The 11,884-nt window shown below is 64.7% G+C and carries 12 protein-coding genes; 9 read left to right on the top strand and 3 right to left on the bottom strand.

What is annotated here, in order from left to right:
• Nucleotides 1-219: 219 nt before the first annotated feature.
• Nucleotides 220-888, top strand: coding sequence for an FMN-binding negative transcriptional regulator (locus AKL29_RS29545; RefSeq protein WP_050386593.1), 669 nt, complete (start codon nucleotides 220-222; stop codon nucleotides 886-888).
• Between the two features lie 273 nt (nucleotides 889-1,161).
• On the opposite strand, the gene AKL29_RS29540 is transcribed toward AKL29_RS29545, so the two are convergent.
• Complete coding sequence (locus AKL29_RS29540) at nucleotides 1,162-1,965, bottom strand: alpha/beta fold hydrolase (RefSeq protein WP_050386592.1); 804 nt, start codon at nucleotides 1,963-1,965, stop codon at nucleotides 1,162-1,164.
• A 116-nt stretch (nucleotides 1,966-2,081) separates the two neighbouring features.
• Between AKL29_RS29540 and AKL29_RS29535 the strand changes: the two genes are divergently transcribed.
• The 6 genes from AKL29_RS29535 (at nucleotide 2,082) to panD (ending at nucleotide 7,122) form a co-directional block, all read left to right on the top strand.
• Nucleotides 2,082-3,020 (top strand): LysR family transcriptional regulator, encoded by a 939-nt coding sequence (locus AKL29_RS29535; RefSeq protein WP_050386591.1) that lies wholly within the window; start codon nucleotides 2,082-2,084, stop codon nucleotides 3,018-3,020.
• A gap of 460 nt (nucleotides 3,021-3,480) precedes the next feature.
• A complete protein-coding gene (locus AKL29_RS29530; protein ID WP_050386590.1) occupies nucleotides 3,481-4,218 on the top strand; it encodes an ROK family protein in 738 nt (245 codons plus the stop codon).
• Nucleotides 4,219-4,348: 130 nt separating this feature from the next.
• Nucleotides 4,349-4,609, top strand: coding sequence for a PepSY domain-containing protein (locus AKL29_RS29525; protein ID WP_028332285.1), 261 nt, complete (start codon nucleotides 4,349-4,351; stop codon nucleotides 4,607-4,609).
• A 183-nt stretch (nucleotides 4,610-4,792) separates the two neighbouring features.
• Nucleotides 4,793-6,076 (top strand): cystathionine gamma-synthase family protein, encoded by a 1,284-nt coding sequence (locus AKL29_RS29520; RefSeq protein ID WP_050386589.1) that lies wholly within the window; start codon nucleotides 4,793-4,795, stop codon nucleotides 6,074-6,076.
• Between the two features lie 113 nt (nucleotides 6,077-6,189).
• Nucleotides 6,190-6,492, top strand: a complete 303-nt coding sequence (locus tag AKL29_RS29515; RefSeq protein WP_028332283.1) for a putative quinol monooxygenase — start codon at nucleotides 6,190-6,192, stop codon at nucleotides 6,490-6,492.
• Nucleotides 6,493-6,732: 240 nt separating this feature from the next.
• Entirely contained in the window at nucleotides 6,733-7,122 is a 390-nt protein-coding gene (gene panD / locus AKL29_RS29510) for an aspartate 1-decarboxylase (protein WP_050386751.1), read from the top strand.
• 11 nt (nucleotides 7,123-7,133) lie between these two features.
• Here the strand turns inward: panD and AKL29_RS29505 are convergent, their stop codons facing one another.
• On the bottom strand, nucleotides 7,134-7,484 hold the full coding sequence (locus AKL29_RS29505) for a zinc ribbon domain-containing protein YjdM (RefSeq protein WP_050386588.1): 351 nt from the start codon (nucleotides 7,482-7,484) through the stop codon (nucleotides 7,134-7,136).
• Nucleotides 7,485-7,757: 273 nt separating this feature from the next.
• Here AKL29_RS29505 and AKL29_RS29500 point away from each other — a divergent pair, with 273 nt between their 5' ends.
• Nucleotides 7,758-8,975, top strand: coding sequence for a S1C family serine protease (locus tag AKL29_RS29500; protein WP_050386587.1), 1,218 nt, complete (start codon nucleotides 7,758-7,760; stop codon nucleotides 8,973-8,975).
• A 38-nt stretch (nucleotides 8,976-9,013) separates the two neighbouring features.
• Here AKL29_RS29500 and AKL29_RS29495 read toward each other — a convergent pair whose 3' ends face one another.
• Nucleotides 9,014-10,009: an LLM class flavin-dependent oxidoreductase gene (locus AKL29_RS29495; protein ID WP_050386586.1), complete on the bottom strand. Its 996-nt coding sequence runs from the start codon at nucleotides 10,007-10,009 to the stop codon at nucleotides 9,014-9,016.
• Nucleotides 10,010-10,638: 629 nt separating this feature from the next.
• Between AKL29_RS29495 and AKL29_RS29490 the strand changes: the two genes are divergently transcribed.
• Complete coding sequence (locus tag AKL29_RS29490; protein ID WP_050386585.1) at nucleotides 10,639-11,763, top strand: metallophosphoesterase; 1,125 nt, start codon at nucleotides 10,639-10,641, stop codon at nucleotides 11,761-11,763.
• The last annotated feature ends 121 nt before the right edge of the window (nucleotides 11,764-11,884 follow it).

Below are 11,884 nucleotides of genomic sequence, written 5' to 3'. Positions count from 1 at the left end.
CCATGCCGCCGCCGGCCGCTGGAGCGGCGGTCCGCCGCGCATGGCGGCCCCGCATTTCGGCGAGTCCGAGGCGCTGCCCCGCGACCAGCCCGGCGGCGTCTGCGATCACGGCGACAATGCCATGATCTGCTGAGCCGGATCGTGCATGGCGGTGATCTCCGGCGAAAGTTGCGCTAGCCTTGCTGGGTTGTCTCCCTCCAGCTCGCGAGCGCCGCCGCCATGCACATCCTCCGTCCCCAGTTTCGCATCGAGCAAGACCAGGCGCTCGCTTTTGCGGCGGCGCGCGGCTTCGGCGCCGTCGTCGCCGCCGATGCGCGCGGCCCGCACGCGTCCCACGTGCCGTTCGTGATCGAGCGGCGCGACGATCGCGTGATCGTGCAGATTCATCTCACCGCGAAGAATCCGCTGGTCGAACTCGCCGACGGAGCGCGTCGCTTCCTCCTGATCGCCTCCGGCGATGACGCCTACATCTCGAACGACTGGTATGTCTCACCCGACAACGTCTCGACCTGGCTCTACGAGGCGGTGCATTTGTCCGGCGTCGCGCATCTGCGCGATCACGGCGAGAACCGCAGCCACGGCGACGCGCTGCTCGCGGCCTCCGAGGCGCGGCTGCAAAAGCAGCCCTGGGACCTGACGCAGATGGAGCCCGGCAAGCGCGAGACGATGCTGGCAGGGATCAGGGTGATCGACATCGTCGTCGACGAGATCGAGGGCCAGTCAAAGCTGAACCAGCACAAGAGCGATGCGGATTATGTCGCGCTGGTCAACCGCCTTGCGCAAGCGCAGGAGACGACGAGCCAAAGGCTGGCCGAGAAGATGCGCGCGCTGCGGCCGGAGCTTGAATTTAACGTTGGACGGTGCGCAGGGAGGGGCAGCTCCGTGTAACCCGGCGCTGTCTCAACGCGGCAGAGAGCGGATTACGCTTGCGCTAATCCGCGACATAGAGCCGATCGGCATCGAATCCGCAAACGTGTTGTTAAGAATCGCTCCGTGCTGATTTGCTCGATTCCGATTCGTTCTTTGCGAACAAAATGGAGTCGAATGGGGAACATGTGGTGCGTGATCCATGTAGCCCGCATGAGTGAAGCGATATGCGTGGCCTGATCGCGTACTCTTGGAGCGGTCCCGGATGTCGCTTCGCTCATCCGGGCTACGCAGTCATGTGGCGGAGAGCGCCAGGAAGCTCACGACCTCTCGGTTGAATCGATCCGGCTGCTCGATATTGAGGATGTGAACGCCGGGCAGCAGAACGAGCTTGGCATCGGTGATTGTCGCGGCGATATCAGCGCTGTGGCTGGCCCGCGTGACGGTGTCGCTCTCGCCGCCGATCACCAGGGTCGGCGCCGCAATCAGCGAGATGACGCGGCGGAGATCGGCGTCGCGAAGTGCGGCGTAACATCCGGCGAGACCGCGCGGCGGCGTGGTCAGCACCATGTTGCGGAATTCGTCGACGACCTCGTTCGGCGCGGCCAGCATCGCCGCCGGAAACCAGTTGCGCATGAAGCCATCCGCGATTCCGTCCATGTCCGTGGCCGCGAGCACCGCGCGGATCTGCTCGTCGAACGGCAGTTCGGACGCCAGATAGGACGAGGTGTTCGAGAGAATCAGGCGGTCGATGCGGTCAGCCGCGAAGATGCCGAGCCATTGCCCGACGAAGCCGCCGAGCGACAGGCCGAGGAAATGCGCGCGATCGATGCCGAGGGCGTCGAGCAATTCGACCACGTCGCGGCCGAGCCGGTCCATCGAGTAGGCGCCCGTAGGCGCGTCCGAGCCGCCGTGACCGCGGGTGTCGTAGCGGAGCACCCGAAACGACCGGCTGAGGGCCGGCATCGAACGATCCCACATGTGCAGGTTGGTGGCGATCGAGTTCGACAGCGCGAGCACCGGCCGATCGTCGGGACCGTCGATACGGTACGCAATCCGGCAGCCGTCCGCCGTGGTGAAGTGTCGATCGCCGCTCATCTCGTCAGTCCCTTGTGCTGGCGGAAGCCGGCAGGCTTCGCGTCGAGCCAGGCTAGGACTCGCGCCTCCGAAGAAAAATTACTAAGATTGATCAATCTCTGTAGGTTTTATGGACAATGGATCGGATCAAGCTGCACGATTTGCGTTGCTTTGACGCTGTCGCGACCAAGGGAAGCTTTCAGGCCGCCGGCACGGCGCTCAACCGGTCGCACCCGTCGGTGTTCGCGGCGGTCGCCCGGCTTGAGCAGCAGCTCGGCCTCACGCTATTCGATCGCAGCGGATACCGTATCGGGCTGACGGACGCCGGCCGGACGTTTTACGCACGCGCTCAGGTGACGCTGCGCGAACTCGATCTGCTGCAGGGCTATGCGGAGCAGCTTGCCGGCGGAGAAGAGGTCGTCCTGCGTGTGGTCATCGGCGACCTGTGCCCGCGGCCGCCGGTGCTGCAGATGCTGTCGGCGTTTTTTGCCCGCTATCCCAACACGCGCCTGCACCTCGAATATGAGGCGGTCGGCGGACCGCTCGAGCGCCTGATCGATGATAACGCCGATCTGGTGTTTCATCGCGCGGAGCCGTCCGATCCGCGATTCGAACAGGTCAAGCTCTCGACCACGGCCATGGTGCCGGTCGTCGCTCCCGGCTTTCTGCCGTTTGCGTGGACGAAGAAGGTCACGCCGGAGCAGATGCGCCCCTTCACGCAGTGCGTCATCCGCGACACGGCGCGGCGAGCGTCGTCGGAAAACTTCTTCCTGATCGAAGGTGCGCACCAGTGTAGCGTGCCGGACCAGATGATGAAGAAGGAGCTGATCCTGCATCGTCTCGCCTGGGGCCATCTGCCCGCATGGCTGATCGAGGACGAGCTGCGGGACGGCAGGCTGATCAGCATCGCCGGACCGAATTTTCTGGGCCGCGAGGAAAATCTTGCGGCAGTCCGCCATCGCCAGCATTCGCACGGACCGGTGGCGGAAGCGCTCTGGCTTCATCTCAAGAGCTGGCGGCTCGCTCAGCGTGCAGGGCGGGCGACCCGACCGGACCGCGCGAAGCGCGGCCGATAATTGGCGCGGAGTAACCCGACGCAGTGACGTCGTCGGTGGATGTCCGATTAGGCTTGCGTGCATCCGCCGTACAAAGTGCCGCGGCATCGAAGTCGCGCAAACCTATTGTTAAGAATCGTTTCGCGCCGATTTTTCGATTCCGATTCGTTCCGCGCGAACAAACTGGAGTCGGATCGGGAACGTGGCCGTGGTGCGACTCATCGATCGATCAGTGATGCGGGAGAACGCAGTGCGCCTGAGATGCGCCGCGATGTTGCGTGCCGAGAGCAATAATCCCATCATGATACAACATCGATTGTTCGGATGCGGTCGATGTATGTGCGTTGTTAACATCTGGGTCGCGCCGATTTTCCTGATTCCGATTCGTTCTTCGCGAACAAATTGGAGTCAGATGCAGAACGTCGCTGTGGCGCGCGATATGTTTCTCTGCTCCACTCGGCGCGCATAGGAGAGCGGATTGATGGCCAAGAAGGCAGGCAACAAGACCGGCAAGAAGACGAACGGGCCCGCGTCGCGCCGTACCGTGCTGGCGATCGACGTCGGCGGCACGCATGTGAAGGTCATGACCGACAAGGAGCGCGTCAAGCGCGAATTCGAGTCGGGTCCAACTCTGTCCGCGACCGAGATGGTGCGGCAGGTCAAGTTGCTGACCAAGGACTGGTCTTATGACGTGATCTCGGTCGGTTATCCGGGACCCGTCGTTCACAACCGTCCGCTGACCGAGCCGCACAATCTCGGCCGCGGCTGGGCCGGCTTCGATTTTCACCGCGCGTTCGGCCGCCCGACCAGGGTCGTCAACGATGCGCTGATGCAGGCGATCGGCAGTTATCAGGGCGGTCGGATGCTGTTTCTCGGCCTCGGCACCGGCCTCGGCTCGGCGATGATCGTGGATGGTGTTTACGAGCCGATGGAGCTCGGTCATTTGCCGTACCGCAAGGGCGCGACGTTCGAGGATTATGTCGGCGCCGCGGGTCTCGAGCGGCGCGGCCGGAAGAAGTGGCGCAAGAGCGTCGACGACGTCATCGCGCGGCTGTCCGCCGCGCTGGAGCCCGAGTACATCGTGCTCGGCGGCGGCAATGCCGACAAGGTCGACAACCCGCCGCCCAAGGTGAGGTTCGGCGACAACGCCAACGCATTCGAGGGCGGATTTCGAATGTGGAAGAAGCGAGCGCGCAAGGCGAACGGCGCGCGTCGATGAAACCGGAACCGCCACCAAATCGCCGCAACTGCCGAAGTTTCGCGCTGCTTCGTCACCCCTGTTGTCGGAACTGATTGGGGGCGCCGCTCGTTTGATGCGGCATAACATCCCGTTCCATGAGGAGTGAGCCATGCGAAGTTTCATTATTCCCGCGATCGCGGCCCTGGCGATCGGCGCAGCGACGCCGGCGATGGCCTACGATTCCGGCAGTCAGATCTCGATGGAGGCCGCGCTCGATGTCGCGACCGGTCTCGGCATCGTGACGGTGTCCAACACCCAGTTCCTCGGCGACGAGTGGGAGGTCGAGGGGCGTGACCGCCTCGGCCGCTGGATGCAGGTCGATGTCGACGCGCGGACCGGCGAGGTGCGCAACGTGGATCGCGGCTGGTAACCCGCGTCTTCACCACTGCGTGAAAATTCGGAACGGCCGGCGGAGCAGGGTGCACGCCGGCCGTTCGCTATCCAGAACTGTCTGATGCCGTGCTTTGGCTGAATGGCATAAAGCTGGGGTATGCTGGTCCCATCATTCCGGGAATCGCCGCCAGCGCGGCGGCCCGTGAACAGGAGACCGGCCATGACAAAACCGTTTCCATCCAAAACCCATATCGGTAATCACCTGCTGCATCCGGAAACCCAGATGCTGAACTACGGCTACGATCCGCAACTGTCGGAGGGCGCCGTCAAGCCGCCCGTGTTCCTGACCTCGACCTTCGTGTTCCGCACCGCCGAGGACGGCAAGGACTTTTTCGACTTTGTCGCGGGCCGGCGCGAGCCTCCGGAAGGCATGGGGGCGGGGCTGGTCTATTCGCGCTTCAATCATCCGAACAGCGAGATCGTCGAGGACCGGCTTGCGATCTATGAGCGCACCGAGAGCTGCGCGCTGTTCTCCTCCGGCATGTCGGCGATCTCGACCACGGTGCTGGCCTTCGCGCGGCCCGGCGACGTGATCCTGCATTCGCAGCCGCTCTATGGCGGCACCGAGACGCTGTTCGCCAGGACGCTGGCGGGCTTCTCGATTCACGCCGTGGGCTTTGCCGACGGCCTCGACGAGAGTGTCATCCGCGCCGCTGCCGACGAGGCGATGAAGAAGGGGCGTGTCGCGATGATCTTCATCGAGACGCCGGCCAATCCGACCAACGGCCTGGTCGATATCGCGCTGACGCGGCGCATCGCCGACGCGATCGGCAAGGCGCAGGGCCATATGCCGATCATCGCCTGCGACAACACGCTGCTCGGGCCGGTGTTTCAGCGGCCGATCGAGCACGGCGCCGATCTCTCGCTGTACTCGCTGACGAAATATGTCGGCGGCCATTCCGACCTGATCGCGGGTGCAGCGCTCGGCTCGAAGAAGCTGATGAAGGACGTCAAGGCGCTGCGCGGCGCGATCGGCACCCAGCTCGATCCGCATTCCTGCTGGATGATCAGCCGTTCGCTGGAAACGCTCAGCCTGCGCATGGAAAAGGCCGACCGCAACGCGCGGATCGTCGCCGATTATCTGCGCGATCATCCCAAGGTGGCGCAGGTGCATTACCTCGGCCATCACGATCCGGCATCCCCCGCGGGGCGCGTGTTCGCGAGCCAAAGCAGCGGCGCCGGTTCGACCTTCTCGTTCGACATCGTCGGCGGGCAGCAGGCGGCGGAGAAATTCCTCAACTCGCTGCAGATCTTCAAGCTCGCAGTCAGTCTCGGCGGCACCGAGTCGCTCGCGAGCCTGCCGGCCACCATGACGCATTCCGGCGTGCCGGCCGATATCCGCACGCGGATCGGCGTGCTGGATTCGACGATCCGGCTCTCGATCGGGATCGAGCATCCGTCCGACCTGGTGGCCGACATCGCACAGGCGTTGAGCCGGGTGTGAGCGAGAAAGAAGCGTGTAGGATGGGTCGGGCCAACGGGTCCGCGCGACGCGCGGCCCGATGACAAACTCCACGAAACCCGTCCCACGGGCTACCAAATCTCCGGAGAGAGTGCATGCTGACAATCACGGCGATCATCCGCGCGAAGAAGGGCCATGAGGCGACGATGCGTCAGGCGTTGCTCGATGTCGTCGAGCATGTCCGCGCCAACGAGCCGTCCACCGTCGGCTACTACGTCTCGCAGGATGCAGCCGATCCCTGCGGGTTCGCAACCTATGAACGATATCTCGATCAGGCGGCCATGGACCGGCACAACAATTCGCCGGCTGTGGCGCGGTTCTTTGAGATCGCGAAGCCGATCCTCGACGGCGAGGTGATCCTGGTCTCGGCGAACGAGATTGCGAGCAAGCCGGAGTAGGGTTGGCCACCGGGTCACAAATAATAGCCTGCTCCGGAAAGGCTTCGCCGTAGCGCATTCATTCTCCGATTTGGGCGGCGCGGAGCATTGTAGACCGGCGCGGTCGGCGATTTCAGGACAAACCCGCCGCGGCGGAACTGCGCTTGAAGCGAACGCGAGAGCGGACAACGTTGACGCGGAGGCGGCGCGTCGTTATTGGCGGCGCGGAAAATTCCGACGCAACGATACGGGATGGTCTCGATGCAAGTGACTTTGATGAAAGGCAAGATTCATCGCGCGCACGTCACCGAAGCGGACTTGCATTACGAGGGGTCGATTTCGATCGACCGCAATTTGATCGAGGCCGCCGGTTTTCTCATCAATGAACGCGTCGACATCTATAACATCGACACCGGCGCGCGGTTCTCGACCTACGTGATCGAGGCGCCGGCGGGATCGGGCACCATCGGCCTCAACGGCGCGGCCGCGCGGCTCGCCATGGCCGGCGACAAGGTCATCATCGTCGCCTATGCCAGCTTCGACGCCGACGAGGCGCGCAAATTTCATCCGCGGGTCGTGCTGGTCGACGACAAGAACCGGCTCATCGCGAAGGCTGCCGCCTCACCGGCGAAAGCACTGGCGGATGCATAAGCCGGGCTACGCTAGGCCTTCTTGACGAACTCCGATTTCAGATTCATCGCGCCGATGCCGTCGATCTTGCAGGCGATGTTGTGTCCGTCGCTGCCCTCGGTGAGGCGAATGTTCCTGACCTTGGTGCCGCCCTTGACCACCGACGACGAGCCCTTGACCTTGAGGTCCTTTATCACGATGACGCTGTCGCCGTCCGTCAGCGGGTTGCCGTGCGCGTCGCGCACGCTCGCTTCCTGCGCGGTCTCGGCGGCCGCGGCCGCATCGCTGCTCCACTCATGGGCACATTCCGGGCAGACCCAGAGAGCGCCGTCCTGATAGGCATGCTCGGAATTGCATTTCGGGCAGTTCATTGCGGCGTCCATGGTCGAGATCGTCTCCGTCGTTGCGGGCGCACCGTAGGGGCACAGGCGGGCAAAGCAAGCGAAAACCCGGCGATTTCATGCGCAAAGCGGCGCAAAGGTGGCGAGCCGCCCGTCCACCCGCGGATGCCGGTGGAACGGTCTGCGCCGCTATCCGTTGCCGTTCGTCGCTCGGCATTGCGCCCCTGTGCTGCAGGGAACGGTTCACTGATCGTCGCGTCCGGGCCGGCAATTCATCCAGGAGCAATCGGCTGATCCCAAACATGGACGCGGAAGATGAATCAGAGAAATCCGGCCTTCGTCTGCCTTCGCACGTCGCTCGTCACCGCCGCCTTCACGTCGGCGTTGCTGGTGGGCGCAAGCCTTGTGAGCGCAAGTCTTGCCCACGCACAGCCAGTGAATTCGCGCGCGGATCATGGCAATGGTGGTCCCGGCGAGTTCGCCGACCTTGCGGAGAGGGTCGGGCCGGCCGTGATTGGCGTCAACGCCAAGGTGGCGGCTGCGGCGGATGATGACGATTCTTCTCCCGGCGACTCCCCCGGCGGTTCTCTCGGGCCGGACGGCTCGCCCGATCAGGACACGCCGGGGCGGACCGTTCCGAATCCCGGCAGGCGCGGACCGGGCAATCTGCCGAAGCTGGGTGAGATGACCTCGATCGGTTCGGGCTTCTTCATCTCGGCGGACGGCTATGCGGTGACGAACAATCATGTCCTCGGCGGCAGCGACCGCGCCGATGTCCGCACCAGCGACAACAAGGTCTACAAGGCGAAGGTGCTGGGCAAGGATCCGGTCAGCGATCTCGCCCTGCTCAAGGTCGATGGGCGGACCGACTTCAGCTATGTCAAGCTCGCGGATCAAGCGCCGCGCACCGGCGATTGGGTGCTCGCGGCCGGCAATTCATTCGGCCTCGGAAACACCGTCACCGCGGGGATCGTCTCGGCGCGTGCGCGCGACCTGGAGACGGGGTCTTCTGAAGACTTCGTCCAGATCGACGCGCGGATCAACCGCGGCGATTCCGGCGGGCCGAGCTTCAACACGCATGGTGAGGTGATCGGGGTGAACAGCCTGATCTTCTCGCCCTCCGGCGGCTCGGTCGGTGTCGCGTTCGCGATACCCGCGGATACCGTGAAGACGGTGATTCCGCAGCTGAAGGACAAGGGCACGGTCACGCGCGGCTGGATGGGCGCCCAGATTCAATCGATCACCCCCGGCATTGCCGAAAGCTTAGGTGCGGACAATCTGCACGGCGCGGTCGTGGTCGGCGTGCAGACCGGAGGTCCGGCAGCGAAGGCCGGATTGAGGCGCGGAGACGTCATCACCTCGGTCAATGACGAGCCGATCAAGAGCGCCAACGAGCTGACCAAGAAGGTCTATGCGGGAGCGCCGGGCAGTTCGGTCAAGCTTTCGATGCTGCGGGACAATGCGCCGAATTCGCTGAGCGTGACGCTCGGCCAGCTCGCACAGTCGCAGGCGCCCGCCGGCACGCCGAAGTGAGGCTGCGTTAGCGCGTAGGCCGCTGCCCATCCCGCAGGCTACGTCTGCGGCGCGATCCCGCCGGCCTCGGCGATCAGCTCGAACGATCGCAGCCGCTTCTGGTGATCGTAGACGTCGGACACGATCATCAGCTCGTCGGCGCCGGTTTCCGCGACCAGCGCGTCGATGCCGGCGCGCACCGTCGCGGGCGAGCCGATGATGGAGCGCGCGAGCATCCGCATCGCCTGCACCTTCTCCGCGGGCGACCAGTAGCCCTCGATGTCGTCGATCGGCGGCTGGCTGAGGCCGCGCGCGCCGCGGAAGATGTTGGTGAACGACATCTGCTGCGTGGTCGCCAGCCGCCGCGCCTCCTCGTCGGTGTCGGCGGCGATGATGTTGACGCCGACCATGGTGTAGGGGCGGTCGAGCTGCTCCGACGGCTTGAAGCGGGCGCGGTAGATCTGCAGCGCCTGGATCAAGAGCTCAGGGGCGAAGTGCGAGGCGAAGGCGTAGGGCAGGCCGAGCTCGCCGGCCAGCATCGCGCCGAAATTGCTCGATCCGAGAATCCACAGCGGCACGTCGGTGCCCGCGGCCGGCACCGCCTGGATGCGCTGGTTGGGACCGGCCGCCGCGAGGAAGGCCTGCACCTCGAGCACGTCCTGCGGAAAGTTCTCGGCGGATTCCGGCGTGCGGCGCAGCGCGCGCAGCGTGAGCTGGTCGGTGCCCGGCGCGCGGCCGAGGCCAAGGTCGATGCGGTCAGGAAACAGCCGCGCCAGCGTGCCGAACTGCTCGGCAATGACATAGGGCGCGTGGTTGGGCAGCATGATGCCGCCGGCGCCGACCCGGATGGTCTTGGTTCCCGCAGCGATGTGCCCGATCACGACCGACGTTGCGGCGCTGGCGATGCCCGCCATGTTGTGATGCTCCGCCACCCAGATGCGGCGATAGCCGAGCGCCTCCGCATGGCGAGCGACATCGCGCGCGTTATAGAGCGCGCCGCGCGCGTCGGTTTCCTCGGTGACGCGGACGAGATCGAGTATGGAGAGGGCGGCCACGGCGGCTCCGGAGCGTTAGGGACGGGGAGCCGATGGTATTTGGCTGTGTCCAGGTGGGTGCGAAACGGCGGGGAGCAGCCGGTTCATGCGGATGCATATGGATGCGGTCGCCACGCGGGTCAATCCGCCCGATGCGACCGAGGAAGCAGAGCTGCCCACCCAAAATATCGAAAACAACCCCATGCAAAGTAGGTTGCCGCCGGCACTCGGAAGTACGACTTGACGCGTCGGGCAAATCAGCGGTACTTTTCCATTATTCCGAAATAGCCCGGGCGCTCGCAGCCACGCGAAAGTGTGGGTCAATCTGCCGAACCCGACCGCCATCGGAGAATCGACGCGTCAGCCCCCAGACGATTGCGGCCGTGGCGAAATTGAGCGACGTTCAGGTTCTATTTCCGAAGGAGCGGCTGATGATGCCTATGCGGGGAGGCGCCTGGGGACCGTCCAAAGCTTCAACGCGGCCTTCGGCTTTGCGCGGGTCGCCGGCCGTGTGCGCGCAGGGCGCTTCCGCGAAGCGCAACTTGCCGAAAATGTGCTGACGATGGCGGCTTACGCCCGCGGCCGATCCACCCTACCTTCGCTGGGCGCCGACCCCGCAGCCTTAACCGATCCGATCCGGAGCGAGACCTATTCCCCAGTTCATCTTCGGCCTGACCAGCCTGCTGATTCTGGCCCGCTTCATCTGGCCGCTCGACTGGCCGCTCACGGCAAAGATCGTCGCGGCGTTGTTCGTGCTGGTCGCCTTGCAGTTTCACCGCTGGAACAGGCTGTCGTCGGGATCGGAATTCTCGCCGGAGTTTCCGCGTCCGGTGGTCGTCCTGTTCAACTGGGCGTTCGGCGCGATCATGCTGCTGGCACTGCTGCAACTGGCGCTCGATGCCGGGCTGCTGGTGGCCGCGCTGATCCACGGCGGCTTCGTCGGCGCGCCCGACGGCGTCCGCTACGCACTTGCCGCGCTCGCGGCCGCAGCCGCCGCGATCGGCGTCCATCAGGCGATGCGGATTCCGCCGCTCAGGGATGTCGAGGTCGGGATCCGCGGACTTCCGCGACAGTTCGACGGCTACACCATGCTGCAACTGACCGATCTGCACATCAGCCGGCTGTTTCCGGCGCCGTGGGCGCGCGCCGTGGTCGAGCAATCGAACAAGCTCGGCGCGGACCTGATCGCGATCACCGGCGACCTGATCGACGGCACCATCGATGCGCGGCGCAACGACATCGCGCCGCTGCGCGACCTGATGGCGGCCGACGGCGTCTACGTGATCTCGGGCAATCACGAATATATCTTCGGCTATGACGGCTGGATGGCGCACTACGAAACGCTCGGCCTGCGCTCGCTCGAGAACAGGCACATCGTGCTCGAACGCGGTGCTGGCCACCTGGTGATCGCGGGGATCACCGACCGCGCATCGCGCCACAGGGGGCATTCCATCCGCGACCTTGCCGCGGTTCTCGACGGCGCCCCGAAAGGCGCGCCCATCATCCTGCTCGATCACCAGCCGAGCGACGCACGAAAGGCAGCCCGGCTCGGCGTCGCGCTGCAGCTCTCCGGACACACCCATGGCGGATTGATCCTGGGGATCGACCGCCTCGCCGCGCGTGCCAATGCCGGCTTCGTCTCGGGGCGTTACGACGTCGACGGGATGACGCTCTACGTCAACAACGGCACCGCGCTATGGCCGGGTTTCGCCTTGCGGCTCGGCCGTCCGTCCGAACTGACGCGGATCACGTTGCGTGTGGCTGACGATAGATGAGTGATTTGTAACGGATGCGATGATGCCATTGCGAGGTCGTCAAAAAATACCTCAGCTGCGTGGCACAATGCTCCCGGGGATGACGGATCGACTTGATTCTCCTGTCAAACTGCTAGGTCGG

Origin of the sequence: Bradyrhizobium pachyrhizi (genome assembly GCF_001189245.1) — a bacterium.
Taxonomy (GTDB): domain Bacteria; phylum Pseudomonadota; class Alphaproteobacteria; order Rhizobiales; family Xanthobacteraceae; genus Bradyrhizobium; species Bradyrhizobium pachyrhizi.
This window is presented reverse-complemented; position numbering and strand designations above follow the sequence as displayed.

Coding starts and splice junctions, on each gene's coding strand:
- AKL29_RS29545 (WP_050386593.1), top strand. CDS start 220: ATGCACATCCTCCGTCCCCAGTTTCGCATCGAGCAAGACCAGGCGCTC.
- AKL29_RS29540 (WP_050386592.1), bottom strand. CDS start 1,965: ATGAGCGGCGATCGACACTTCACCACGGCGGACGGCTGCCGGATTGCG.
- AKL29_RS29535 (WP_050386591.1), top strand. CDS start 2,082: ATGGATCGGATCAAGCTGCACGATTTGCGTTGCTTTGACGCTGTCGCG.
- AKL29_RS29530 (WP_050386590.1), top strand. CDS start 3,481: ATGGCCAAGAAGGCAGGCAACAAGACCGGCAAGAAGACGAACGGGCCC.
- AKL29_RS29525 (WP_028332285.1), top strand. CDS start 4,349: ATGCGAAGTTTCATTATTCCCGCGATCGCGGCCCTGGCGATCGGCGCA.
- AKL29_RS29520 (WP_050386589.1), top strand. CDS start 4,793: ATGACAAAACCGTTTCCATCCAAAACCCATATCGGTAATCACCTGCTG.
- AKL29_RS29515 (WP_028332283.1), top strand. CDS start 6,190: ATGCTGACAATCACGGCGATCATCCGCGCGAAGAAGGGCCATGAGGCG.
- panD (WP_050386751.1), top strand. CDS start 6,733: ATGCAAGTGACTTTGATGAAAGGCAAGATTCATCGCGCGCACGTCACC.
- AKL29_RS29505 (WP_050386588.1), bottom strand. CDS start 7,484: ATGGACGCCGCAATGAACTGCCCGAAATGCAATTCCGAGCATGCCTAT.
- AKL29_RS29500 (WP_050386587.1), top strand. CDS start 7,758: ATGAATCAGAGAAATCCGGCCTTCGTCTGCCTTCGCACGTCGCTCGTC.